At 39.5% G+C, this 23,054-nt stretch carries 25 protein-coding genes; 13 read left to right on the top strand and 12 right to left on the bottom strand.

Going from position 1 to position 23,054, the window contains the following annotated elements:
* Positions 1–137: 137 nt before the first annotated feature.
* Positions 138–1,760: an AraC family transcriptional regulator gene (locus tag JET18_RS09255; protein WP_202090319.1), complete on the bottom strand. Its 1,623-nt coding sequence runs from the start codon at positions 1,758–1,760 to the stop codon at positions 138–140.
* 664 nt (positions 1,761–2,424) lie between these two features.
* Here JET18_RS09255 and JET18_RS09250 point away from each other — a divergent pair.
* The 5 genes from JET18_RS09250 to JET18_RS09230 all read left to right on the top strand — a co-directional run bounded on the left by JET18_RS09250 (position 2,425) and on the right by JET18_RS09230 (position 6,049).
* Positions 2,425–2,859, top strand: a complete 435-nt coding sequence (locus JET18_RS09250) for a transposase (protein WP_202090318.1) — start codon at positions 2,425–2,427, stop codon at positions 2,857–2,859.
* 16 nt (positions 2,860–2,875) lie between these two features.
* Positions 2,876–3,196, top strand: coding sequence for a helix-turn-helix domain-containing protein (locus JET18_RS09245; protein WP_202090317.1), 321 nt, complete (start codon positions 2,876–2,878; stop codon positions 3,194–3,196).
* A gap of 275 nt (positions 3,197–3,471) precedes the next feature.
* Positions 3,472–4,299, top strand: a complete 828-nt coding sequence (locus JET18_RS09240) for a complement C1q domain-containing protein (protein ID WP_202090316.1) — start codon at positions 3,472–3,474, stop codon at positions 4,297–4,299.
* A 10-nt stretch (positions 4,300–4,309) separates the two neighbouring features.
* Positions 4,310–5,140 carry a complement C1q domain-containing protein gene (locus JET18_RS09235; RefSeq protein ID WP_202090315.1) on the top strand — a complete coding sequence of 277 codons (831 nt, stop codon included), beginning with the start codon at positions 4,310–4,312 and terminating at the stop codon, positions 5,138–5,140.
* A 12-nt stretch (positions 5,141–5,152) separates the two neighbouring features.
* Complete coding sequence (locus tag JET18_RS09230) at positions 5,153–6,049, top strand: hypothetical protein (RefSeq protein WP_202090314.1); 897 nt, start codon at positions 5,153–5,155, stop codon at positions 6,047–6,049.
* Positions 6,050–6,304: 255 nt separating this feature from the next.
* On the opposite strand, the gene JET18_RS09225 is transcribed toward JET18_RS09230, so the two are convergent.
* Positions 6,305–7,579, bottom strand: coding sequence for an NAD(P)/FAD-dependent oxidoreductase (locus JET18_RS09225; RefSeq protein WP_202090313.1), 1,275 nt, complete (start codon positions 7,577–7,579; stop codon positions 6,305–6,307).
* 140 nt (positions 7,580–7,719) lie between these two features.
* Between JET18_RS09225 and JET18_RS09220 the strand changes: the two genes are divergently transcribed.
* Both JET18_RS09220 and JET18_RS09215 read left to right on the top strand, forming a co-directional pair.
* Positions 7,720–8,712, top strand: a complete 993-nt coding sequence (locus JET18_RS09220; protein WP_202090312.1) for an aldo/keto reductase — start codon at positions 7,720–7,722, stop codon at positions 8,710–8,712.
* A 49-nt stretch (positions 8,713–8,761) separates the two neighbouring features.
* Positions 8,762–9,298, top strand: coding sequence for a hypothetical protein (locus JET18_RS09215; protein ID WP_202090311.1), 537 nt, complete (start codon positions 8,762–8,764; stop codon positions 9,296–9,298).
* A gap of 56 nt (positions 9,299–9,354) precedes the next feature.
* On the opposite strand, the gene JET18_RS09210 is transcribed toward JET18_RS09215, so the two are convergent.
* Complete coding sequence (locus JET18_RS09210; RefSeq protein WP_202090310.1) at positions 9,355–10,158, bottom strand: SDR family oxidoreductase; 804 nt, start codon at positions 10,156–10,158, stop codon at positions 9,355–9,357.
* A 118-nt stretch (positions 10,159–10,276) separates the two neighbouring features.
* Complete coding sequence (locus JET18_RS09205) at positions 10,277–11,935, bottom strand: FAD-binding dehydrogenase (protein ID WP_202090309.1); 1,659 nt, start codon at positions 11,933–11,935, stop codon at positions 10,277–10,279.
* Between the two features lie 146 nt (positions 11,936–12,081).
* On the opposite strand from JET18_RS09205, the gene JET18_RS09200 reads away from it, so the two are divergent.
* A complete protein-coding gene (locus tag JET18_RS09200; RefSeq protein WP_202090308.1) occupies positions 12,082–12,516 on the top strand; it encodes a rhodanese-like domain-containing protein in 435 nt (144 codons plus the stop codon).
* Positions 12,509–13,024, top strand: coding sequence for a TlpA family protein disulfide reductase (locus JET18_RS09195; protein WP_202090307.1), 516 nt, complete (start codon positions 12,509–12,511; stop codon positions 13,022–13,024). Before JET18_RS09200 ends, JET18_RS09195 begins: the two co-directional genes overlap by 8 nt.
* A gap of 400 nt (positions 13,025–13,424) precedes the next feature.
* Here JET18_RS09195 and JET18_RS09190 read toward each other — a convergent pair whose 3' ends face one another.
* Positions 13,425–13,592, bottom strand: coding sequence for a lmo0937 family membrane protein (locus JET18_RS09190; protein ID WP_202090306.1), 168 nt, complete (start codon positions 13,590–13,592; stop codon positions 13,425–13,427).
* Positions 13,593–13,704: 112 nt separating this feature from the next.
* Positions 13,705–14,196, bottom strand: a complete 492-nt coding sequence (locus tag JET18_RS09185) for a hypothetical protein (protein WP_202090305.1) — start codon at positions 14,194–14,196, stop codon at positions 13,705–13,707.
* A 189-nt stretch (positions 14,197–14,385) separates the two neighbouring features.
* Here JET18_RS09185 and JET18_RS09180 point away from each other — a divergent pair, with 189 nt between their 5' ends.
* Both JET18_RS09180 and JET18_RS09175 read left to right on the top strand, forming a co-directional pair.
* Positions 14,386–14,724: a MerC domain-containing protein gene (locus JET18_RS09180; protein ID WP_202090304.1), complete on the top strand. Its 339-nt coding sequence runs from the start codon at positions 14,386–14,388 to the stop codon at positions 14,722–14,724.
* A gap of 83 nt (positions 14,725–14,807) precedes the next feature.
* A complete protein-coding gene (locus JET18_RS09175) occupies positions 14,808–16,205 on the top strand; it encodes an alkaline phosphatase (RefSeq protein ID WP_202090303.1) in 1,398 nt (465 codons plus the stop codon).
* 561 nt (positions 16,206–16,766) lie between these two features.
* On the opposite strand, the gene JET18_RS09170 is transcribed toward JET18_RS09175, so the two are convergent.
* The 3 genes from JET18_RS09170 to JET18_RS09160 all read right to left on the bottom strand — a co-directional run bounded on the left by JET18_RS09170 (position 16,767) and on the right by JET18_RS09160 (position 20,515).
* On the bottom strand, positions 16,767–17,429 hold the full coding sequence (locus JET18_RS09170) for a hypothetical protein (protein WP_202090302.1): 663 nt from the start codon (positions 17,427–17,429) through the stop codon (positions 16,767–16,769).
* 11 nt (positions 17,430–17,440) lie between these two features.
* A complete protein-coding gene (locus JET18_RS09165) occupies positions 17,441–19,582 on the bottom strand; it encodes a patatin-like phospholipase family protein (protein ID WP_202090301.1) in 2,142 nt (713 codons plus the stop codon).
* 330 nt (positions 19,583–19,912) lie between these two features.
* Entirely contained in the window at positions 19,913–20,515 is a 603-nt protein-coding gene (locus JET18_RS09160; RefSeq protein WP_202090300.1) for a DNA-3-methyladenine glycosylase, read from the bottom strand.
* Between the two features lie 193 nt (positions 20,516–20,708).
* Here JET18_RS09160 and JET18_RS09155 point away from each other — a divergent pair, with 193 nt between their 5' ends.
* A complete protein-coding gene (locus JET18_RS09155) occupies positions 20,709–21,050 on the top strand; it encodes a hypothetical protein (RefSeq protein WP_202090299.1) in 342 nt (113 codons plus the stop codon).
* Positions 21,051–21,265: 215 nt separating this feature from the next.
* The gene (locus JET18_RS09150; RefSeq protein WP_202090298.1) at positions 21,266–21,682 is read left to right on the top strand and encodes a hypothetical protein; all 417 of its coding nucleotides are present in this window, start codon (positions 21,266–21,268) and stop codon (positions 21,680–21,682) included.
* Between the two features lie 98 nt (positions 21,683–21,780).
* Here the strand turns inward: JET18_RS09150 and JET18_RS09145 are convergent, their stop codons facing one another.
* The 3 genes from JET18_RS09145 to JET18_RS09135 form a co-directional block, all read right to left on the bottom strand.
* Entirely contained in the window at positions 21,781–22,347 is a 567-nt protein-coding gene (locus JET18_RS09145; protein ID WP_202090297.1) for a YciE/YciF ferroxidase family protein, read from the bottom strand.
* Between the two features lie 151 nt (positions 22,348–22,498).
* A complete protein-coding gene (locus JET18_RS09140) occupies positions 22,499–22,729 on the bottom strand; it encodes a hypothetical protein (protein ID WP_202090296.1) in 231 nt (76 codons plus the stop codon).
* An 11-nt stretch (positions 22,730–22,740) separates the two neighbouring features.
* Positions 22,741–22,968, bottom strand: coding sequence for a glutathione synthase (locus JET18_RS09135; RefSeq protein ID WP_202090295.1), 228 nt, complete (start codon positions 22,966–22,968; stop codon positions 22,741–22,743).
* Positions 22,969–23,054: the final 86 nt, after the last annotated feature.

Raw genomic sequence — 23,054 nt, 5'->3', positions numbered from 1 at the left:
AAACCATAATGGTTCCGTAAATTTATGAAATATCTGGATAAGTAATTTGTTTACAATCATCTCAACAGGAAGAAAACTTACTGCAAGTGATTGATAAAGTGTAAAATAATTAGTTTTAAATAATTTTCAAAAAACTTTTATTCCGGATTCTGAATGAAATTCTGTGATGCAGATTCCAGGCTGTCTTTTCTGAGATTATTGATGAAATAGGAGGGACTTACCCCGGTTTCCTTCTTGAAAATAACGGCAAAAACTTCCCGGGACGAAAACCCGCAGGCTTCAGCCAGATAGCTGATCTTGTATTCCCTGTAAATAGGATTTTCATAGAGTTTATTGGTAATATAACTGATCCGCAGACCGTTGATGTAATTATTATAACTGTTTTCTTTATACTGCTTGATAATCTCAGAAAGATACCGCGTATTGGTATTCAGATCGTTGGCAAGGGAAGTCAGACTGAGATCTTTTTTGATGAACTTCTGGGACTTTTCAAATTTCTCCAGCTTGGTAAGAATTGTTTTTACCGTTTCATCTGTGATGTTGATGCTTTTCTCTGATACTTCAGGCTTTATATGCTCAGCAGGAGGCTGGTTGGCCGCTTTAAGATTTTTAATCACTGTATCATATCTTTCATGAAGTTTTTTCTGATTTCTCTTCCAGAAAATAATACCCGCTGTCAAAAGAATGATCATGAAACCCGCAGAAAACATCAGGATTTTCTGAATATTCCAGGTATGGATCTGTCCCTGCTCATCCATAATCTGTTTAACAGGAGAATTGATCGTTTTCTTTTCCTCATTCACCAGACTGTCATTCAGTTTGGTATAGAGATTCATGTATTTTTTGGAAGCTTCTTTTTCGCCAAGTTCCACATAAGATTTGAAGCTTACCTCATAAATATCTCTTCGGATATAGGGAATGCTTATTACTTTTTCAGACTTTTCTGCTTTTTGGGCATATTGTATGGCCAGGTTATATTGTTTCTGATCATAATAGAGCCATGCATATTCATTCAGAACAGTAATATTCAAATCTTTTGGAATTTTATATTGTTCATTATTAGCTATTTCCAATGCTTTTCTAAAGTAATTTTCAGCATCCTTAATCCGCTGAGAGGCCACGCTGGTCATGCCCAGATTCATATAAGACAAGGCCAGAAGATGATGTTTTTTTGAGATATATTCTGTGCTGTTTCCGATATTAACAACACTTTCCAACGATTTTTTCTGATAATAAATGACAGAGTCCAACGGAGCATTGACATGAGCAGAATGCCCGCTGATTCCCGTATAAATTAAGGATTTTAAATAATTCTTTCTGTCCTTAGAATCCACTTTTTCAGCTATTTTCAATGCTTTTCTGAAGTCTCTGATACTTTCATTATTAAAGCCGAGCTCCGTATATGATGAAGCTCTGAGTCTGTAGATATTGGCTAGTCTGGCATCATCTTTTGCATTCAGTGCAAGTTTTTCAGCTTCTCCGCTCAGATCAATTACTTTTTTATGGTTTCCGGCGTCGTAATATCTGGCCATCAGCATAACACTGCTCTCAAGTATTCCTTTTTTATACCCTTTCTTTTTTGAAGTTTGATGAATTGCATTTAAAAGTTCTATGGATTGGGCCGGATTGGTTTTGTAGAGTTCATCAGCCTGGTTAACTGCCGAATCAATTTGGGAAATGGTAGAAAGTTCGGGATTGAGCTGAGCCTGGTAAAATCCGAAAATCAAACAGATCAAAAGTAAAACGGTATTCTTCATCATGTGTTTTTTGAAGGAGCAAATTAAGTACAATATTAATAATTAAATCATAATAATAGTGTAATATTTTCAGAATTTAAATTATGAATTAATATTTTTAATCAATTGATAATAAATAATTTAAATTCAATTAATCAGTTTAAATTGTGTTGATTCTATTTGTGGTAAAAACAGGTTTTTAAAGGCCTCTTTTTTCAGAAATAGTCTCATCCTTTTCTTTTTCATTCCCGGAGAAAGGTCTAATATTGCCCCTCTCTTAAAGGAAATGGAAGCTTTCTTCCCAACAAAACAGCAGACAGCCTTTGCTTAACAGAGTGTCTTTGCGGCCGGAACGTAAAAGAATTAACAGAGCTTTGGAAAATCGCGTTAAAAATAAAATGAACAGGAAGATTAATTGCGGTAAGGGATTCGGAATTTATAACACCGCATGTTTTTACATCTCCAGGGAAAACTCTAATGTTGTACCAGAATAGGATATGCTGGTTGTAGAAGGAAACAAAATCAGGCTTAAAAAATTCTAAAACACATCTATGAAAAGCAATAATTCCGTCAAAATTTTCTGATCCCTCAATTGGAAATTTTGCCCTATTGCTTTTCCTTTATGCATCCCAAACATTAAATTCTGTCCCAAAATCCACTAAAAAACACAAAACAATATAAAAACAGTATGGATTTAAAAAATCTGAACATTGGGTCGATGATCAAAGAAAAGGTGGCCGGGAACGGCATTGAAATGTCACGGATCTGTAAATTCCTCAATTGCAGAGAAGAAGAGATCCTGAACATGTATGAATCTTCGGCTTTTGACACGGAAATGCTGCTTCGCTGGTCCAAGCTGCTGGAATACGATTTTTTCAGGCTCTATTCCCAGCATCTGATCTTATACTCTCCGCAGTCTTCGATGAATTACATGCAGAAGAAAAAAATACCGGATTCGCTCCCTGTGTTTCGTAAAAGCCTTTATACCAAAGAGATCATCGAGTTTGTCCTGGACAAGATCAGAAAAGGGGAGATGACGAAATCCAAAGTGATTTCCGACTATAAAATCCCTAAAAGCACCCTCTACAAATGGCTTCACAAATATAACCTGATGGAAAAATAAAACTCAAAAAAACACAATGGAAAATATTCCCGATTATAAAAGAATCTACACCGATCTCATCAACGAAAGATTTCCTGAAAAAAAAGAAGCTTTTGCTGCGATACTCTCAAAAAAAGATTTCTCCATATTGGACGTTATCATTTGCAGCAGCATCCTTAGCGGCAAAGAAGATGAAGCGGCTTTCACCTTTAATCAGAAACACCGTTCTTTCGACCGGAAGTCTATTCTTGAAATCCTCAATTATCAGAAAAATAAGAATTATAATAATGCAGAGCTGGCCAGGCATTTTAAACTGAGCCGGAATACCATTGCCCGCTGGAAGAAGAAATTCCTTTAAAAGTAAAAAAGGATATATATTCAGATAAAAAATTACAAATATTTGTATAATAAATGTTTATGAAGGTTATTTCATGTTGTTTTTTCTGAATATCTCACAACATGTATTTGAATACCTTCAATATTTTTTTAAATTTTGTATGCATAAAATAACGGTTATTTTTAAATTTTTGAAAAAGCCTGAAAAGAATGATTTACTTTTGTGCTTTGGTTTCTGGTGGTAGTAAACATTTTAAAATCAGCAGATTCCAAATAAAATTATTAAACACACATCTAATGAAAAAAAGTTTGCTATCCCTGGCCATCCTGGCTTCGGCGCATATTGGTGCGCAGATAGGAATCAGTACCAGCAATCCGCTGGGAATCCTGCACATAGACGGTGCAAAAGATAACACAGCTTCACCCACTCCCACAGAACTCAGCAATGATCTGATCATTACCAATTCCGGTTTTATAGGAGCTGGCGTTTTAAACCCCATTGTAAAGCTGGATATGCGTTCAGCCGGATTGCAGAATGCCATAGGGTTGGGCTCTACCACCATGACAGCCAGTGCGGCCGGTGCCGGTGCCGTGAGATACGAGCCTGCCCAGGCCAGGATTCAGGTTTCCGACGGAAGTGTCTGGGAAGCCGCACTTGTTCTTCCTACAAAAGCTGTAGTCGTGGCAAGAATGACCAACGCCTTTTCTGTAGGCTACAATACCGATGTAAATATTACCGGATGGGACGAGGTAAGAGATCTTTCCGGAAGCTTTGATCCTGCCACAGGAATCTTCACTGCACCCAGAGCCGGAGTTTACACATTTTTGATGACCTACAATTTTGTTTCAGGTACAGTAGCCAATTCTTCTGAAGTCACCAGCCAGTTCTACAGTCCTACTACAGGCTCTATCCTGGCCCGCTCTTACAAAACATTTGCCCGTGGCAATGAAGAAGCACAGGTAGGAGGTTCTGCGGTGATTACTGTAAGTTTAGCCGCCAACCAGACTGTCCGTCCGCAGCTTAATCAGAATATCACAGGATCCGGAGCAAGGGTATTAAGAGCAAATGCAGACTGGACACACCCGGACGCGGGATTCAACAACCTGACCATTATTGAACATTAAAAAATACACAATGAAAATAAAAACTTTATATCAGTTCCTGATCTTTTTCCTGCCATTCTCTCTGCAGGCACAAGTAGGGGTCTACACCAAAGATCCCATGCAGACCTTTCATGTAGACGGTGCAAAAGACAACAGCAGTGTGCCGCCTTCCGCCCCTCAGATCCTCAATGATGTAGTGGTGACCTCTGAAGGCAAACTGGGAGTGGGACTTTTAAATCCCAAAACTAAAGTAGATGTCCGTTCTGCAGATCAGAAGGGAATCATTGGTTTGGGAACAAGTACGCAGACCGCTGCTGCAGCCGGTGGAGGAGCAATACGTTACAGCACCGGAAATATTATCCAGTATTCGGATGGAGTAGCCTGGCATAACCTTCCGATGACCCTGCCTCCAAAAGCTTTGGTTCTGGCCAACAAAAACAGTGCCCTGGCTCTTGCCAACAATTCCACAACACTGGTAAACGGATGGGCTGTGCTTACCGATTCCCAATCGAATTTTAATGCCACCTCAGGAACCTTTACAGCACCAAGAACCGGGTTTTATATAGTTTCCTTCAATATTACGCTGGCAGATGGCAATATTGCCCAGAATTCAAGGATAGAAACCATTATCGAAAGTAATGCATCCACAAATAATATCCAGACTTACAGAAGTGTCAATTCATATCCGGCATGGGATGTTTCTACGGTGAATAATATTGTGGGCGGTAACTGTACAGCTATTTTCAATTTATCAGCGGGCAATACGATACAGTTCAAGGTATTCCACAATTTCGGAGGCAGCAGAAATATCAACACAGCCAACAGCGGTACGAATAACAGTATCAGCATTTACGAACTATAAAAACGGAAAAAGATGAAATTCAATATAAAAACACTAGTATTCCTGGGCCTTGGAATTCTTCCTCATATAACATTCGCTCAGATTGGCATAGGTAATGCTAATCCGGCTTCAACCAATGCCGTTGAGATCAGTACTACTGAAAAGGTCATTATTGATAAAACAGGAAAAATGGGCGTAGGCGTCGCTGCTCCTAAAACAGCCATCGATCTTCGAAACGGAGCCAATGGTTCTATGGCGATAGGAATGACCAATCAGACCGCTGCTGAAGCCGGAGCCGGAGCGATGCGCTACAACCCGAATCCGGCCATTGGAGTACAGGGATATATAGAATATTCGGATGGGACGGTCTGGGTACCGATTCTCCCTTACGGAAAACCGAGAATTATTGTTATGGCCGAAAAAACCAATAACAATTCTACTGTTTTTGAAACAGGTTTATGGCCGACAGGAGATTATACAGACGGAATTCCGGGCAGATCTTCAGCCTATCTTACATCATGGACTGAAAAATTAGATTCGGATTCCGGACAGCCACGAACGAACTTTAATCCTGCTACAGGAGAGTTTATTGCCCCGAGAGCAGGCGTTTACTTCGTTACTTTTACTTTTGCGCTGGCTCCAAGCCAGGTGAATACCAGTTTTGGGCAAAACCAGACGGAGGCCATCTGGGAAGTAAGAAACGCTTCCAATGCCGTTATACAGAGAATTAAAACCAATAACGGCTATCCACAGGATACCGGAAATTCGCCCAATGCTGTGATCGTAGGCTCTGCATCCACTGCAAGTTTATACCTGAATGCAGGTGATAAACTGAGACCTTTTGTATGGATCAATGTATCCTGGGATCCGGACAAACGTCCTCTTCTGAATACAGGAGGCTACAACGTTCTGACCATTGTGGAGCAGTAATTCATAAAAATCTAAATTATACATAAAAATAACCTCTCATCTCGGGAGGTTATTTTATTTTGGGTTAAGACATTTTTGTTTGTATAATAGGGTCAGGAGGTTTGAAGCCTGAGGAGGGAAGCTATTGAAGTCCAACAGCACAAATACCGCTGTTTTAACTAATTTTTTAATCAGCTTCAACGAATTTAAAGGCAGTTGTTTAGTATGATTGTCTAATAGTAACTTTCATCCTCTCTGTTCCAGCTTTCAGCCTTTTTATGTTGTTCCGTTATTCGTATTTTTCTTAGGATACAGAATGAGCCTTATGGAAGGATTGTTGGTAATAAACAGGCGGAACCAGTCCATTGCCAGCTGAACTTTACTGCGGAACCCTACCAGAGGAATAATATGGATAAAAAGCCAGGTGAGCCACGCCAGGAAGCCTTTAAAAGAATACTTTGGAAGATCCACCACAGCATTGAATTTTGAAATAATTGCCATGCTTCCTTTATCATTATATTCAAAGGAATGCAGTACTTTTTCATCTTCTATACGCTGAAAATTGGCCGCCAGATTTTTTCCCTGCTGAATGGCTACCTGAGCAAGCTGCGGATGACCATTCGGATATTTTTCTTCAGACAGCATCAGACAGAGATCACCAACAGCGTAAATATTTTGGGTATTTTCCACCTTGTTATAAGCATCTACAAGGAGCCTTCTTCCTTTTCCGATACTTTCTTCGGGAATACCGGGAACTTCTCTGCCTATAACTCCGGAGGTCCAGATCAGAGTCTCTGTTTCAATCGATTTGCCGTCGCTCAGAATGACTTTACAGTCTTTATAATCTTTGACGGAAACATTCAGCAGAATTTTAACGCCTAATTCCCTTAAGGTTTCATAAGCTGTTTTCTGAGCCACTGTACTCATGGGAGAAAGCAAGGACGGTAATGCATCTATCAGATAAATACTGGACAGGCTGAGTTTAATTTCAGGATATTCTCTCTGTGCAATATATTTTCCCATTTCTGCCAGCATTCCAGCCAGCTCCACACCGGTAGGACCACCTCCAGCGATCACAATATTCTGTAGTTTTTCAGCTTCTTTTATGTCTTTATTCCGGGCCGCTTCTTCCAGGGTCAGCAAAATATGGTTCCGTAAATAAAGTGCTTCTTCTATGGTTTTCATCGGGAGTGCATGTTTCCGGACATTTTCCATTCCAAAAAAATTAGATTCTGTTCCCATGGCCAGAACCAGGTAATCATAATGCAGAGTTCCGGTATCTGTTTCCAAAGTCCTGTTTTCAGGAGTTACCCGGATAAGATTTCCCATATGAAAACTTACGTGCTTATCATTAGAGAATAATTTACGGAAAGGGTAGCTGATATTGGAGGCTTCAATAAATGAGGTGGCAACCTGATAGATCAGCGGCGGAAAGAAATGATAATTATTTTTATCAACCAGCGTGATTCTGAATCTTTTGTCGTTTCTGAGGGATTTGATAAGATTGATGCCAGCAAATCCTCCTCCTGCGATTACGATATGCTTTTTCATATACAATGAATATGGGGTGGTGTATGTATTTCATTCAATAACAGGACCAAAGGAATAGCAAATCAAACATTTAACATAATATAAGAATTGAAAAGCACGATGTTTGCATCCTGTTTACCACCAACACTCAATACAATCATATGAAAACAGACATTTTAAATGAAAAGTACAGATTAGGCTTAGGTGGAGTAGCCATAGGAACTGCCTTCGAAGATATCAGTGATGAAGAATCGCAAACAATACTTCAGGCTGCATGGGATCTGGGAATCCGTTATTTTGATACGTCTCCCTGGTATGGACTGACGAAAAGTGAAAGAAGATTCGGAGATTTTTTAAAGGATAAGGAAAGAGATGATTTCCTATTTTCAACTAAAGTGGGAAGGCTTTTCCATGAAGTTCCTGAATCTGAAGTTCCGCCTACGATGTGGAAGAAGCCGCTGAATTATGATTTTAAACATGATTACACAGCCGATGCCATCAAAAAATCCATCGAAGACAGTCTTCAGAGAACCGGACTGAATCATATTGACATTGTTTATATTCATGACCTTTCCGAAGATCAGGTAGGAGACCGTTATCCCTATTTTCTGGAACAGGCAAGGAAAGGGGCTTTCAAAGTTCTTTCCGAATTACGCGACCAGGGAATAATCAAGGCCTGGGGCATGGGTGTGAATAAAATTGAACCCATTCTGGACTGTATCGATTCTGCGGATCCTGATATCTGTCTTTCTGCCACACAGTATTCAATCCTGGAACATGAAGATGCGGTTGACAGACTTCTGCCAGCCGTAAAAAAAGCAGGCGTAAAACTGGTTTCCGGTGCAGGATACAATTCAGGATATATTGCAGGCCGGGAACGGTACAATTACAAGGATGTGATTCCAAAAGGAATGGCAGAAAAAAGAGCCCGGATTGCTGAAATTGCAGGAAAATATAATACAGATATTGTGCATGCTGCCTTACATTTTGTGCTGGCTTCTGATGAATTCGCTTCTATTATTCCCGGAGCCAGCCGCCCGAAACAGGTTCAGGATAATGTAAATGCTTTGAATGCAGATATTCCCGCAGATTTTTGGAATGAATTGAAATCCGGAGGACTTATCTATGAAAAAGCACAGGTTCCGAACGGTTGATAAGGAATTATTTTTTACCTTTAAATTGAATTACTATAAACTGAACCTTATGATCCGTAAAATTTTCAGTCCGGTCTTGTTTGCAGCTTTAATACTTACTGTCTTTTATTCATGCAGTAACAAAAAAGCCACAGGTCTCAATGAAGTTCTTGCTAAAAAAGAATCTCAGGTCAAGGCGATGCTGATCGGTGAAAAAGGTCTTGAATCCGTCAAGCTGAATTATCTGATCGCTCATGACTATGCCAAAGCTCTGAATACCATAGACAAAGAGGAAGCTGCATTCAATACGGTTATTAAAGACATCGAAAAAACAGATACAGAAGGCGTTAAAAAAGGAAAAGAAGTTCAGCAGGCTGCCATTGAGTATTATGCTTTGCTTAAAGAACTTTTCCTGTTTTCACGAAAAGAAATAGAGCAGGAGAAACTGATGCGCTACGGTAAAGAAGCTCAGGAAATCCGGGCAGCACAGGATCAGATGCTTGAACTTGGCCGTGAAAAACAGAAACTGTACCAGAAAGTTTTCAAGGCAGATGAAAAGTTTTTTTATGCACAGAAGCAATTTGAAGCGGAAAATAATATAAAATAAGCAAAAGGGTGAAATGGCAGATAAGCTTTTTCGCCCTTTTGTCGTTTTACCACTTGTCAGACCACTTTTGCTTTACGGACAATTTTTGCCAGCAGGCCGGGGAAAAACCTTTTAAGATAAGTTCCCATTACTTCCTGACCGCCAATGGAAGCCTGGTTTTTCTGTTTCGCGATCGCTGAAAGCATTTTTCGGGCAAAAACATCAGCGGGCATGCCTTTCATTGTTGCATCGTCCATCGTTCCCTGCGAAGAGCCGTTACCCGTTACGGCATTAATAGAAATATTGGTCTGTATAAATCCGGGACAGATGATGGTCACTACAATTTTCTTTGTGAAAAGTTCTGCCCTTAATGAGTCGAAAAAGCCGTGAAGGGCATGTTTTGCCGCGGCATAACTGCTTCTCATCGGGCCTCCGAAGATACCCATCAGACTGGAAACTACGGCAATATGTCCGCCGCCGCTCCTGACCATATAGGGAAGAATGGCTTTCGTAAGGGCAACGGTTCCGATAAAATCAACATCCATTAAGCGTTTATCCACCTCTATATCTGTATCCATGGCCAAAGATCTTTGAGACAAGCCTGCATTATTGATCAGGATATCAATTTTTCCAAACTTTTCTATGGCTTCAGCGGCAATATCGGGCATCTTTTTGTAATCTTCCAGATCTAAGGGTAAAACAGTAAAACGGTCGGTTTTCAGTCCTGCTTTTTCTGCCACCGCATAGAGCTGGTCTTTATTTCTTGATGAAAGAATAATTCTTGCACTGCTTTTCTGGGCCAGCTCATTCACTAGCGCTTCTCCGATTCCCGATGAAGCCCCGGTAATCCAGACTGTTTTGTTATTAAAATAAGTATTCATCCTTGTGTTTTTATTTTTTTCTAATTTTTGTTCCTTGTTTTAAAAATTCATCATTCACAGGCAAAGCAAATTGACCATTCACCTTCGAAGAAGAAATTCACCATTCACATCTCACTTTTCAACGTCCTGCAATATATTTCCCCGCTTTCATTCCGGAAAAGATACACCCTCCAAGAAAGGTTCCTTCCAGCGCGCGGTAGCCGTGCATTCCACCTCCGCCAAAGCCAGCAGCTTCTCCTGCTGCATAAAGGCCTTCAATCACGGAATCATCTTCTCTCAGGACCTGTCCGTTGAGATTTGTTTTTATTCCACCCAGTGTTTTGCGGGTAAGGATATTGAGGCGGACAGCGATCAGAGGACCATTCTTCGGGTCAAGAATTTTATGGGGAGCGGCCACACGTCCCAGTTTATCTCCTAAATAATTTCTTGTATTCCTGATGTAATTAACCTGTGTATCTTTTGAGAACTTATTGTTCAGTTCCCTATCTCTGGCCTCAATCTGTTCTTTAATTTTATCATAATTCAAAAGATGATCACCGGACAGCTGATTCATCCTGTCCACAAGGTCTTTCAGATCATTCGAAACAATAAAATCCTTGCCATGCTCTTTGAAAGCTTCCACAGGTCCCGGGGCTTTCTTTCCGAAGATCCTTTTCAGGAAAAGTCCGTAATCTTTATTGGTAATATCCGGATTCTGTTCTGATCCGGAGAGGGCAAATTCCTTTTTGATGATTTTCTGGGTCAGAATAAACCAGGAATAGGAAAACCCTGTCTCCTGAATGTATTTTAGGGTTCCAAGTGTATCAAACCCCGGAAGATAAGGAGCAGGGAGGCGGTTTCCCTTCGCATCAAACCATAAAGAAGAAGGTCCCGGAAGTATTCTGATGCCGTGTTTCGGCCATATCGGATTCCAATTCTGAATGCCTTCCGTGTAATGCCACATCCTGTCCGGATTGATGATATGTGCCCCTGAATTTTCTGCAATTCCAATCATTTTTCCATCGACATAAGCGGGGACTCCACAGACCATATTTTCCGGAGCTTTTCCTAATCTTTCCGGCCAGTTTTTACGGACCAGCTCATGATTGGCACCAATTCCTCCGGATGCGATGATGATATGAGGAGCATTGTACTCAAAGCTGGAAATTACATTTCTGTTGGTTTCTGCACCTCTTTCTTTGTGATCGTTTTCAAGAATATCTCCTTTAACGCCTTTCACTCTATCATTTTCGACAATCAGTTCAGTGACTCTATGCCTGAATTTCATCTGTAAAAGACCTTTTTTCTTTGCTTCATAGGCTTTATCCACAAAAGGTTTTACAATGCCTGTCCCGGTTCCCCAGCTCACATGAAAGCGGGGTACAGAATTTCCATGGCCTGTTGCCGATCCGTCACCGCGTTCTGCCCAGCCTACCATAAACATAAACTTAATGCCCAGTCTGGAAACATATTCATATTTTTCGTGGGCTGCAAATTTCAGATAGGCTTCTGCCCATTTTCTGGGCCAGTAATCTTCTTTACGGTCAAACCCGGCCGTCCCTTTCCAGTCCTGAAGAGCAAGCTCATAAGAATCTTTAATTCCCATCCTCCGCTGCTGGGGAGAATTGATGAGAAACAGACCTCCGAATGACCAGAATGCCTGTCCGCCAATATTCTGCTCCGTTTCCTGATCCAGCAGAAGCACTTTTTTTCCGGCATTTGTAATTTCCATAGCGGCAGTAAGCCCTGCTAATCCGGCTCCTGTAACAATAACATCAGGCTGGAATTTTTCTTCCATTTTCGGTTCGGTTTTGTTTGTACTTGAGTGATATATCCTAGAATAAATATATAAAATATTTAAGATCAGATCCATCAATTATTCCAAACATAATTATGCTTGTCATACGGCTGCCTCTAAATTCCTATCTTTGTTAAAAAAGAAGAATGAAATATCTGTTTATGATGGCTTTGCTGGTAGTTTCCATGTTCAGCCGGTTTTCTGCCCAGGAGAAACAGGATCCGTGGACTGACAGTCAATTGATGGATCCGGCACTTTTAGCCTCAAGAATCACTGAAAATAAAACAAAAAATGCGGTGATTATTTCCGTAGGACCAGAAGCAATTATTAAAGGTTCCGTAGATATCGGGCCTACCCGGGAACCTGAAAATCTTGAAAAACTAAGAAATTATTTAAAGAATATTCCCAAAGACAGGGAAGTTATTATTTACTGTGGATGCTGTCCTTTTGTAAAATGCCCGAACATCCGTCCTGCATTTAAACTGTTGCAGGAAATGGGTTTCAACAATGCAAAACTTCTGAATCTTCCCAAAAACATCAAGGTAGACTGGCTAGATAAAGATTATCCCATCAATGAATAATATGAAAGCTTTTCTTACCTTATTTTCTGTATTGATTCTTACAGGATACACATCTGCACAGCAGTCTAAAATAACAATCGGGCAGCAGGCACCAGAAATTACCCTGTCAAAAAATGACGGTTCAACATTCAATCTTTCCTCTTTAAAAGGCAGGGTGGTCCTGATTGATTTCTGGGCAACATGGTGCGCACCCTGCGTGGAAGAACAGCCGGAACTGAAAACCCTTTACCAAACTTTTTCTGCACAGGTGAAAGGGCAGGCGTTTGAAATTCTGGGGGTTTCTTTAGACCGGAGCAAAGAGAGCTGGCAGAAAGCTATTGACCGGTTTGGAATCAGCTGGCCGCAGGTGAGTGATCTTAAATTCTGGAAAAGTCCTGTAGCTAAGGCTTATGAGATCCAGGAACTTCCTTTTAATATCATTATTGACGGGCAGGGAAAAATCATTGCTCAAAACCTTCACGGCAAAGAGCTGGAAGATTTCCTCAGCAAGCATTTTGGTTCGAAATAAATTGGAAACATAAAAGTAAGACTGTCTCAAAAGTGAAGCGGTCTTTTTTGTGATTAATTATCAAAATAGTATTTCAATTTTTTATCATGAAGATTTACATTTAATTTCTTATTATTTTAAGGAGAGCAAAGTTAAAATCAACGGAGCTTATTTGATGAAGTGAAGTGCCTGAGTAAATAAAAATCTGTGGGATCTGTATGATCTGTGGGAAAAATTCACACAAAGTCTTCATTTGATATATACCTGAATTATAAATATTTCCTCAAAATCTCCCACAGATCCCGCTGATTACACAGATCATTTCTGCTTGTAATACCGTTGGGATTTCACAATTCTAATATAAAAAACAGGCCGTCCCTTTTGAGACAGCCTGTTTTTATTTGTAAACTTAAGTTAGTTATTAAAGCGGTTTTTTACCGGAAATAATGTTGTAAAGTACAACGATGATGGCAATAACCAATAAAACATGTACTAAATAACCGGTACTGATCCCCGGCACAATGTTTAACATTCCAAGAAGCCAAACGATAATACAAATGACTGCTACTAACCATAATAAATTTCTCATGACTTTAAATTTTAATGTTATCCCATCAATTAATACATATTTTATGCCTTAATGAGATAAATCATTGATAATCGTTAAAGTGTGGTACCTATAAATGGTTATGAGTGAGAATTTATTTTTTGATTCCGATTGCTTTTAAGGCATTCACCGTTAAGTAAATTGCATCAAAAGCGGTAAGGGATTCAATGTCTGCAAATGTGGATGACATGAGGTCATTTTTATTAAAAGAAAGTTCAATGGACGGGTCATACGAAGCTTCCAGCCTTATCACAGAATATCCGTTGTAAGCTATGGTAAAACCGTCAAACATACAGTTTTGCTCTGCCTTCTGGTATTGGATGTATTCTTCAAATCCTGTCGTATCATTTCTTTTCCCGTCATTGTGGTCAAGGGATTTCCAGGAGGAATAATTTTTTGGTTCTTTCAGGACATTTCCATTGGTATCCAGCGGAACCAGCATTCCGAGAGTCAATGGTTTTCTCAGGAAACTGGCATAGTTTTTCATCAGTCTCAGCGTCTGGAGATCTGCATATCCTTCGTTGGCGTAATATTCAATCACGAAGTCCGTCATCGGGATCAGCTTGTGGGAAGCTTCAGTCGGCATAATGGGTGTTTTCTTTTGAGAAAATAAAAATAGCACTTTTATTCGCTCCAGCAAAGATTAAAGCGTATTAAAAGTAGCAGCAGTAGATAAAGCGTTCATTTTATTTTAACGCAACAAAGTTGCAATATTTAAAATTTTATCTCTACCTTTGTCCCAGACTTACAACAAGAAATTTAAATCCCTTATTTTATGAAATCGAAAATCCTTGATGCAGTGGGAATTTCTGCGGCAGTTCTGTGTCTTATTCATTGTATTGCTTTTCCTTTACTGATGATTATTCCTCTGGGAATATCGCACAATCCTTATATTGACCTGGCCTTCCTGATCATCGGAGCAGTAGTGGTATACAGAATTACGAAAAACATGACCCGCGGCTGGCTGAAAATATTGTTCTGGGTTTCTATTCTTTTGATCTCGATCTCTGTTCTGGCTGATTTTATCTTTGAAATTCATATCCCTTTAATTTATGCCGGGGCTGCAGGACTGATCACAGGCCACATTATTAATTATAAAAATCATAAGCATTAAACGGAAAATTCACAATTAATTAATGCCACTTTGTTTCATTCTTTCCAATTACCCAATACCTTGCATTAGGAAAATTTTATCCCATGGACAGACGTAAATTTTTAAAAGGCTCAGCATTACTTTCAGGCCTGCTCACTTTAAATCCGGCTGATTTCTTCGCCAATTCTGCAAAAGAAATTCCGGATCCGAAGAAAAAAGCAAAAAACATTATTTTCATGATCAGTGACGGAATGAGCTCGGGGACGTTGGCTATGGCCGATCTGTATTCCCGCAATATTTTAGGCAAAACAGGAAACTGGATGAGTCTGTATCACGAAAATAAAGTTTCCAGAGCGTTGATGGATACAGCCTCTGCAAGTTCCATTGTTACAGATTCTGCGGCGGCAAGCTCTTCTTTTGGAGGAGGATTCCGGGTGAAAAACGGGGTTCTTAATATGGGTTCCAATGGTGAAAAATATGTTCCGGCCTGGCAAAAGTTTAAAAAAGCAGGAAAAAAGACAGGTTGTGTCACCACAGTTACGATTACCCATGCCACGCCCGCTGGTTTCTGTGTGAATTCAGACAGCAGAAATGCGGAAAATGAAATTGCGGAAATGTATGCTGATATAGGTTTTGATGTGATGATGGGTGGAGGCGATGAGTTCTTTAATCCCTTAAAAAGAGAGGATAAAAAAGATGTGTATGCTCTTTACAAACAAAAGGGATATCAGGTTCTTAAAAACAGAACAGATTTAAAAAATACAGAAAAAGGAAAGAAGATATTAGGCGTTTTCAATTCCGGTGGTCTGCCGTATTCTATCGACAGGGCTAATATTCCTGAGCTGCAAAATAGCCCTTCTCTTGCTGAAATGGCTCAAACCGCCATCGATCAGATGAAAGACCATAAGGAAGGTTTCGTCTTACAGATTGAAGGCGGAAAAGTAGACTGGGCCGCCCACGCCAACGATATTTCAGCATTGATCCACGATCAGCTTGCCTTTGATGAAGCTATAAAAACGGTCATGGATTTTGCTGAAAAAGACCAGAATACACTGGTGATCATTACTACAGACCATGGAAATGCCAATCCGGGCACCATTTACGGAGCAGATGCCACTAAAAATTTTAACAGTATCTCCAATTACCGGTATACCAACGAATATATCCTGAATGCGATTCATCCGGATTTTAATCTTCAGAAAATGAAAGATTGGATCTATGAAACGAACAAAATAAGCCTTGCTGATGACGATGCAAAACACTTATTAAGTTTCTATTCGGGGCTTGAAAAACAGGAAAGCGGGATTTATAATTACAAAAAACTGCCTTTCAAAGCGTATTCCGATATTCAGAAAAAGCATAATTCCGTGGGGTGGATCAGTATGGATCACTCAGGAGATTATGTTGAAGTGGCGGTGTATGGTCCGGGGAAAGAGCTTTTGCCGGCCTTTATAAAAAATACGGATTTGCATTACCTGATGCTGAAGGCGGCACAGATTTAACTCTTATATAATACGAAATTAAAAATAGTTTGTCTCAAAAGGGGCAGACTATTTGTGTATTTTTTATATGAAAATTCTATAGGCGGATGTTTTATTTGAGCTTAGTTACTGATGAAGTTAAAATTCTTTGCTTTACTTACATCAAGCATGTATTCATGAAACTTTGCGTGGTAAATTTTATATTTTTTCAACGCAAAGTTTTATGAAAATTACGTTTATTTTAAGGAATGCAAAGGAGGCGACAGAGTCGCTGATGAAGCTATGTGGATAAAACATGTGCTTAGTTAGATCAATTTTTGATTGATCCTGGCTTTGCAGCCTTAAAATACACCGTATGGAAATCAGGCTTTGCATTAATTCTTAATAAAATCTACATTTTATCTAATCAGTGCTGCGCCATTGATGAAGCTGGTGGCTGACATTACGCTTAATCATATCAAAGCATAAAGTGAAAACGGTTTTATTAATTTTTTTTAAACTGTCACAACCCAATTAAAGGTAATTGCTTTCTATGAATGTCAAATAGTAACTTCCAGCCTCCCTCCTCCAGCTTCCAGCCTTTTACAACAACAGGACCAATAATGCAGCCAATATGATGAGAATACTTAAAACCGCTGTCAGCCATTTTAAGCCTGAAGCTGCCAGTATTTTGATTCTGGCCCGGGCAATGAGTTTATCTTTCTCGTTTTCATTTAATTTTCTGTCCTGAGCATTGGTGGTTTTTTCCAGCTTTAGAATTTCCAGTTTTTTCAGGAGAGATGCTGTAAAACCGTTTTCAAATATATCCATAGCATAGGCAATCAAAGGGAAATACCAGGAGTAGAAAATCACTGAACTCATAACGGGGTGGGGCTCATTGATAAACCTTAACCAGAAATAAAAAAACAGCAGCAGCAGACCTCCATACGCAAAAGGCATAAAAAGAGCATCGGCTTTTAATGATTTATGAATGATGCTGTTCGTCTTGGAATTAATGCCGCAAAGAATATTTTTAAAATGGGATTTTTTGAATGGAAGCTGCAGATCGGTTAAAGAAAACTTTTTAAACTTATCTTTGCTTTCATAGGTTTTCACAGCATACAGGAAACCTTTGGAAAAGGAGGCGAGATAAGCCCCGGTCGTAATCGTTCCAACGGCCGTTAAAATAGCAAACCACAGGATCAGCTGATCAAAATTTTCAATACAAATACGCTCATCCAGTTTATAGCTTAAAATCGTTATCATGATTAAAATTTTTATTGGGTGAAACTTGATTTTTCTTTCATTTTAGGACTCAGATTTTTATAAATCTCGGCCATTCCTCTTTCTTTCTTATAGCTTTCCCAGTTAAAGAAAACATCAGGATAGATGAAATCTTCTGTTCTGAACTCTGAAATTCCAAAATCTTTCTGGGCTTTCTGCATCAGCTTATTTTTTTCTTCAAAAGTGAGGCTTTTCCCGGAGAGGAAAATAGCGGCAGCCAGTGCTCCTCTGTAAAACAGTTCGATCTTTTCGCTGGTGGAAGGATTAAAATTCAGCCAGCTGATGTTTCCCGTATCTACGCTGCGTACCGTTTTTTTGAAATTACTGTTTTTGATCAGGAAATCACGGTCATAGAAATACCTCATGGTTGAGATCATAGACAGGGTGAGCTTTGCTTCATTATCAATCAGTTTATACAGATCATCATTGTCATATTCCAGTTTGATTCCGAAAGTAGGGCGGGTAGGAATAGAGTGGGTATTACTGTAAAACACATTGATCGGAAAATTGGATAAGGCTCCACCATCCACAAAAAGGATTTCATTATTCCCCTGGATAAAGTTCTTGTACGCTCCCAGCTTCACTTTCCATGTGTTATTGATATTAATCAGCTGTGTATTGGACATCGTCACTTTATACGGCTTGAAAAAGAAAGGAATCGACATGGATGCCCGCACATATTCTGCAGGAGAAATGGACTCGTCCGTTCCCCAGTAAAATTCATGCATTCCCGGAAATTCTACCTTGATCTGGTTCGTAATATCTGCTGCTACCACCACCAGCTGCTGTGGAAATTTATTTCCTTCGGCGGCCACAATCGCTTTGGTGTTTTTAAATAATTCACCGATGATTTTTTCTATTAATTTTTCGTTGGCATTAATAGGAATCAGGTTTTTCTCGATAAGCTGATCATTAATTGTTTTCAGATCCTGCCAGCTTACCTGATTAAAATATTTGATGTCAATAATAATCTGATTCAGCAGATCATCCGCAAAGTCCTGTTCCTTCTTGTAGTATCTTTTTTTCAGCAGATAATCTTCTATGGTGTGTTTTATATCTTCATCAATTAAAGAGTTTTTTAAATCTCCCCAAACGATTACTTCTTCTTTTTCCGGCTTAGGGGCTTCATACATTTCCTCAGGGGAACCGGGAGGGATATTGGGTTTAACTTCTTTCGTAATATTCAGGAGCTGTTCATTGCCTTCGCTTTTCTCTGCCACGGACGTTAATGATATATTATAAGACTGCTCCTGGCTGGAATACCGGCAACGGTAGACTTCGTTTTCTCTCAGCATTTTACTTTTAAGATCGGCTACGCTGCTTATTCTGTTTTCTTCCATAAGATCCTGTATCCATTCTTTAAAATCATCACCCGGATTCACGCCCATCTTTTCACTGTGAAAATAAAGCATCCTCAGAATCATCAGGTTTTTAATTATCATATAGATGGAGAGTACCATTCCAATTACAGATACAATAAGCATCCTGTGAATCCAGATCTGCCATTGGACAGCATTACCCAGGAGTATTCCCACACCTATTGAAGCCACGACCATCACAAGCAGAAAAAATGCAAAAGAATATACGGAAATCCTGGCTCTGAATTTTATTTTATCCAGGATACGCTTTCTGTCTTTTTTGGAAAATATTTTCAGTATAAGGGATTTCCAGGAAGGATGCCCGTCCACAAGCTCCGTTAAATCTTTCTTTGAAAGGTATTCGACAATTTTTTCAGATCTTGTTTCATAATACCGGCTGATGAATTCTTCTTTTTCGCCCATAATAATGGCATCCCGTTGGGAATAAACACAGTTGAGCATCATCGTGTTGATGGCTCCCGCACTTGTTCCTGCACTGTTTAAAAAGGAAATTCCCATTTTTTCAAGGATATAGGTATATCCGGCCAGTGCAATTCCGTGTACGCCGCCGCCTTCCTGAATCAGATCTACGTATTGGCGGGGTTCTTTGCCGATATTATATTTTTCGCGCAATTTGTCTTTTGACGGATCACTCCAGTCAACATCGTCCGTTACATCAGAAACCGTTAACGGTTTATTTTTATAGAGTGTTTTAAGATGAGCTACGAGATGAGCTACTGCACCCGTAAATTGCTCTACTTTTAATTCTTCTTCCATGGCAATAATTTTACAGATTGAATTTAATAAGTAAGTATAACAGTATACTGCAATCTCCAATCAGAGATTACATCCGGCGCGTTTTATGGCTTGTATTTCTTTTCTAAGGATAAAGAATCTTAACCTGTCTGGTATACAATAAGAATAGATTTCATGGCTTTAAGTTTTAATGGTTTTGGTTTTAATTTTACATTAAAATTAATAAAATTATCCTTAACCTCTTAGTACACAAAAGGGTAATATTTAACAGCCTGAAAATACTTTTTCACAGGAGAATAGATTTCACCAGAAGGGAAACCAGATATTGAAATTTTGGAAAGAAGAGTTTTATTAAGACCTGGGCTTGCTTACATATTGATTCCCTTTCACGTAGAAACGCCAGGGCAGCAAGGCATCTTCCTGGGCATAAGCAACCCCGATACGCGGGCCTGCAATAATCTCGTCCGGAGTATATCTGATCCCGTGGTCCTCAATCCATATTTCGTTTTCGGTAAGATCTTTCTTATTAAAATTACGGTCAATACCCAATGCTTTAGCTGCGGAACCGGGGCCTGATGAAATAGCAGCCTTCGTTGAAGACATCTTACGTCTGATCTCCATCATTTCCTGTCCTATTAATGGCTCTACTGCGCGGATAAGCACGGCATGCGGTTCACCTTCCACAGAAGTTACCACATTGAAAAGATGATGAATTCCGTAACACAGATATACGTAAGAAACGCCGCCCTGGCTGTATAATGTTTCAGTCCGGTCTGTACGCCGGCCTCCGTATGCATGGGAAGCTTTGTCCACAACCCCGAAATAGGCTTCGGTTTCTACAATCGTTCCGGCTGTAATCTCTCCGTCCACTTCTGTGAAAAGGATTTTTCCCAAAAGGTCTTTGGCCAGAAAGATAACATCCTGATTCAGGTAATAGGAAAGGAGTAATTTCAAATCTGCTGATTTTTGGTTTAAAACAGAACAAATGTAAACATCTGAGGCTTATTATCAAAACGTTTAATAGAACCATAAATTCTACAATAATTCCCCGGTTGGTAATCATTCAGCTTAAAAAATAAAACTTTAATAAAAAATGATTAATTTCAAACCTGAATGACCGTTTATTGACAATCAAACCATTCAAAATATGGAACAGAAACATTATTTAGATTTATCAGACGAGAATACGGAAGCATTTGGTGGCAGGATCGCAAATCTTGTTGCTGATAAACTGCAGAGCGGAGACATTTTAGGTTACAGCCACCGTGATTATTGCGGAATGGGCATGAAAGCTGATAACCACAGGTTTTTCTACGGGGAAATTTATGACGGTGATTTTGATGATCCAAGAATATTTGAAAACAGAGATCTGTTTGTTACATGGCTGGCCGCACAGTCTACAGCTTCACTGGCGCGACTGGATGACGAAGAATTTTACGTGGGAAACCAGGTGATTACCCGGAAACGTCTGCTGGAATTTATAGAATAATAACCTGAAAAGTTTAAAAAGGGCGGGAAGCGGGAAGATGGAGGCTGGAAGTTACTATCAGACAATAATATTAAACAGCTACCTTTAAATTGGTTGAAATGAATTAGAAAAATTAATAACAACTACAGTGTATTTCTGCCTTTGGACTTCAATAACTTCCCTCTTCCAGCTTCCCTCTTCCTGACCTTACTATACAATGATCTAAAAATTCCGTTATGAAAAGAAATACGATCTCAATTGCAGCATTTATCCTGTCTTTTTTCATGGGATCATGCAGCCCGGATGCTTCAAAGAAGGCAAAACCATCAAAATCATCCCTGCAAAAAGCAGAAATTCTGTGCTGGAAGGATATCAAGGCCGGGGAACTTCCTCCTGAAGGGGCTTACTATGCCATCGACAGTCTGGTAAAAAAGTGGGGATTGTGCTATGAACGTATAGAAACCGGATGTGAGGTCAACGACAGCATCAGAACCATACAAAAAGAAGCTGACCGGTCTAATGATAAATATTTTAAAAGCCTTGAAAAAAAGCTGGGAAAGAACTGGAAACAGCAGTTTGATCAGGAACTTCAGGTTTTAGACAGTATCAACTGGATTAAAATCAGTGAGCAGATCACAAGCGCCAATAAATGATAGGAAAAGTCAGGAAGCTTGAGGAGAGAAGAGGGAAGTTCTTGAGTCCACAAACAAAAAAGAGACCTTGTACAGGCCTCTTTTATATTGGGTTTTAACTATTTTGCTTTGCTGTTGATGGCTGTGTCAGCAACTTTGGTCAGCAGTTCGTCACATTTTTTTTCTTCAGCAAGCGTTGCCAGCAGATTTTTGAGACAGTCTTTTTCTTTCAGAACCTTGGCATAGGCAGCCAGTGTGCCGTATGTGGCGATTTCATAATGTTCTACTTTCTGGGCGGCGGCAATGATACCGGCATCTCTTACGGCTCCTGCTTCGGTTTCTTCCATAATGCTTTTCCCTTCATCCAGTAATCCCTGCATGGCATCACATTTTTTGGCCTGGGCTTTTTTTCCGAGTGCTTTAAAGCATTCTTCAAGTCTTTTTACATGAACTTTGGTTTCGTTGAAATGCAGTTCAATCCCTGCTTTCAGTTTTTTATCTGTCGCATTTTTATGCATTTTAGGAAGGGCTTTTACCAGAGCTTTTTCTGCCCAGTAGATGTCTTTCAGGGAATCTTCAAACAAATCTTTCAACTGTTTGGCAGCATTTTTCTTGGCAGGTGTTTTTCCGGTTTTCTTTGCAACGGTTTTCGACACCGTTTTTTTCGCTGTTTTTTTCGTTTCCATATTATTATAATTTAGTGATTAATTTAGATACCCTAGTTACCTGCAATTATAGGACCAGCCTGGATATCCGGGTATTCATGTGGTAGGTAGAAGATATCCTGTATTCCAGGATAAAGGAATGACAGTCTATCGAAACGATGGAAGAATAGGCTTATTCATCTGCTTCTTTCTTAAAGCTCATCACCTCGTACTCATCATTGGAGCTGTATTTTTTACAGCTGCTGTCATTAAAATCATCAGGCTTTTTTGAAAAATCTGCAATATATTTTGCACTTTCCGCAGTATCGGCAGGAGCAATAACGATATGATAATTCTGGAGTACAGATTCATCCGCTTTCTTTAATGCTTCTTTTTTATAGGCTAAGGCTTCGTTGTATTTCATAAGATCATTTTTTACTTTTCAAAAATAAGTCTGCCGTCAAAGGGTTCGCTCCATTTTATAAAGATGTGGTCATTCAGCCTTGTAATCATAACCTGCAGGGTTTCAAATTCTCCATCGTCTTTTTTCTTTTCAACCGTTAAATTCGATCCCTGACCGATTTCTTCAATGGTATATTCCAACTGATACTGATTTTCGCTATTCAGTACAAATTCTGCTTTGGTAAAATTTTTCTGTAACATGGGGCAAGATTTTTATATTCTGAATAATGAATAAATTATGCCAATATAAATCCAGCCTGTATAATAGGGTCAGGAAGTTTGAGGCT

The organism is Chryseobacterium endalhagicum, from assembly GCF_016745235.1.
GTDB lineage: Bacteria > Bacteroidota > Bacteroidia > Flavobacteriales > Weeksellaceae > Chryseobacterium > Chryseobacterium endalhagicum.
Note: the sequence above shows the minus strand (reverse complement) of the source record. Positions and strands in the feature narration are given on the sequence as shown.

Excerpts from the sequence above, each read along its gene's own strand:
- JET18_RS09255 (WP_202090319.1), bottom strand. The coding sequence starts at position 1,760 with ATGATGAAGAATACCGTTTTACTTTTGATCTGTTTGATTTTCGGATTT.
- JET18_RS09250 (WP_202090318.1), top strand. The coding sequence starts at position 2,425 with ATGGATTTAAAAAATCTGAACATTGGGTCGATGATCAAAGAAAAGGTG.
- JET18_RS09245 (WP_202090317.1), top strand. The coding sequence starts at position 2,876 with ATGGAAAATATTCCCGATTATAAAAGAATCTACACCGATCTCATCAAC.
- JET18_RS09240 (WP_202090316.1), top strand. The coding sequence starts at position 3,472 with ATGAAAAAAAGTTTGCTATCCCTGGCCATCCTGGCTTCGGCGCATATT.
- JET18_RS09235 (WP_202090315.1), top strand. The coding sequence starts at position 4,310 with ATGAAAATAAAAACTTTATATCAGTTCCTGATCTTTTTCCTGCCATTC.
- JET18_RS09230 (WP_202090314.1), top strand. The coding sequence starts at position 5,153 with ATGAAATTCAATATAAAAACACTAGTATTCCTGGGCCTTGGAATTCTT.
- JET18_RS09225 (WP_202090313.1), bottom strand. The coding sequence starts at position 7,579 with ATGAAAAAGCATATCGTAATCGCAGGAGGAGGATTTGCTGGCATCAAT.
- JET18_RS09220 (WP_202090312.1), top strand. The coding sequence starts at position 7,720 with ATGAAAACAGACATTTTAAATGAAAAGTACAGATTAGGCTTAGGTGGA.
- JET18_RS09215 (WP_202090311.1), top strand. The coding sequence starts at position 8,762 with ATGATCCGTAAAATTTTCAGTCCGGTCTTGTTTGCAGCTTTAATACTT.
- JET18_RS09210 (WP_202090310.1), bottom strand. The coding sequence starts at position 10,158 with ATGAATACTTATTTTAATAACAAAACAGTCTGGATTACCGGGGCTTCA.
- JET18_RS09205 (WP_202090309.1), bottom strand. The coding sequence starts at position 11,935 with ATGGAAGAAAAATTCCAGCCTGATGTTATTGTTACAGGAGCCGGATTA.
- JET18_RS09200 (WP_202090308.1), top strand. The coding sequence starts at position 12,082 with ATGAAATATCTGTTTATGATGGCTTTGCTGGTAGTTTCCATGTTCAGC.
- JET18_RS09195 (WP_202090307.1), top strand. The coding sequence starts at position 12,509 with ATGAATAATATGAAAGCTTTTCTTACCTTATTTTCTGTATTGATTCTT.
- JET18_RS09190 (WP_202090306.1), bottom strand. The coding sequence starts at position 13,592 with ATGAGAAATTTATTATGGTTAGTAGCAGTCATTTGTATTATCGTTTGG.
- JET18_RS09185 (WP_202090305.1), bottom strand. The coding sequence starts at position 14,196 with ATGCCGACTGAAGCTTCCCACAAGCTGATCCCGATGACGGACTTCGTG.
- JET18_RS09180 (WP_202090304.1), top strand. The coding sequence starts at position 14,386 with ATGAAATCGAAAATCCTTGATGCAGTGGGAATTTCTGCGGCAGTTCTG.
- JET18_RS09175 (WP_202090303.1), top strand. The coding sequence starts at position 14,808 with ATGGACAGACGTAAATTTTTAAAAGGCTCAGCATTACTTTCAGGCCTG.
- JET18_RS09170 (WP_202090302.1), bottom strand. The coding sequence starts at position 17,429 with ATGATAACGATTTTAAGCTATAAACTGGATGAGCGTATTTGTATTGAA.
- JET18_RS09165 (WP_202090301.1), bottom strand. The coding sequence starts at position 19,582 with ATGGAAGAAGAATTAAAAGTAGAGCAATTTACGGGTGCAGTAGCTCAT.
- JET18_RS09155 (WP_202090299.1), top strand. The coding sequence starts at position 20,709 with ATGGAACAGAAACATTATTTAGATTTATCAGACGAGAATACGGAAGCA.
- JET18_RS09150 (WP_202090298.1), top strand. The coding sequence starts at position 21,266 with ATGAAAAGAAATACGATCTCAATTGCAGCATTTATCCTGTCTTTTTTC.
- JET18_RS09145 (WP_202090297.1), bottom strand. The coding sequence starts at position 22,347 with ATGGAAACGAAAAAAACAGCGAAAAAAACGGTGTCGAAAACCGTTGCA.
- JET18_RS09140 (WP_202090296.1), bottom strand. The coding sequence starts at position 22,729 with ATGAAATACAACGAAGCCTTAGCCTATAAAAAAGAAGCATTAAAGAAA.
- JET18_RS09135 (WP_202090295.1), bottom strand. The coding sequence starts at position 22,968 with ATGTTACAGAAAAATTTTACCAAAGCAGAATTTGTACTGAATAGCGAA.